1 protein-coding gene is annotated in these 538 nt (G+C 68.2%); it reads left to right on the forward strand.

The window, feature by feature from the left end; genetic code table 11:
- A partial coding sequence (locus U9977_RS21195) for a sugar ABC transporter permease (RefSeq protein ID WP_322751039.1) occupies nt 1-538 on the forward strand: 538 nt, incomplete at both ends.

Genomic DNA, 538 nt, shown 5'->3' on the forward strand with positions numbered 1-538 from the left:
TGCTCGTTCCGCCGGTGGCGAGCGCGGCGATGTGGGTATGGCTGCTGGACCCACGGCACGGCCTGGTGGACCGCCTGCTGGGCCGACCGGTCAACTGGCTGCATGAACGTGGTCCCGCCCAGCTCGCCGTCGTCGGCATCACCGGCTGGCACCTGCTCGGCTTCGCCGTCCTCGTCGTCACTGCCGGCCTGGCCGCAATCAACGACGAGTACGCCGCGGCAGCCCAGCTCGACGGCGCGACCCGGTGGCAGATCACCCGATGGATCACCCTGCCGCTGCTGTCGCCGACCCTGGTCCTGCTGGCCCTCATGACCGTGCTGCTCGCCGGGCAGTTGACCTTTCCGCTGATCGACGCGCTCACCCAGGGCGGCCCTGACAATGCGACGACCAACGTCTACTACCTGCTCTGGGAGTACGGCTTCAAGAGCTTCGACGCGGGCCTCGCCGCCGCCGCCGGTATGGCCTTCTTCCTGTGTTTCGGGCTGGTGGCCGTCTTCCTCGTGTGGCTGTTCGAGAGACTGAGCGTCCATGACGACTG

Source organism: Protofrankia sp. Cas8 (genome assembly GCF_963555845.1).
Taxonomy (GTDB): Bacteria; Actinomycetota; Actinomycetes; order Frankiales; family Frankiaceae; genus Protofrankia.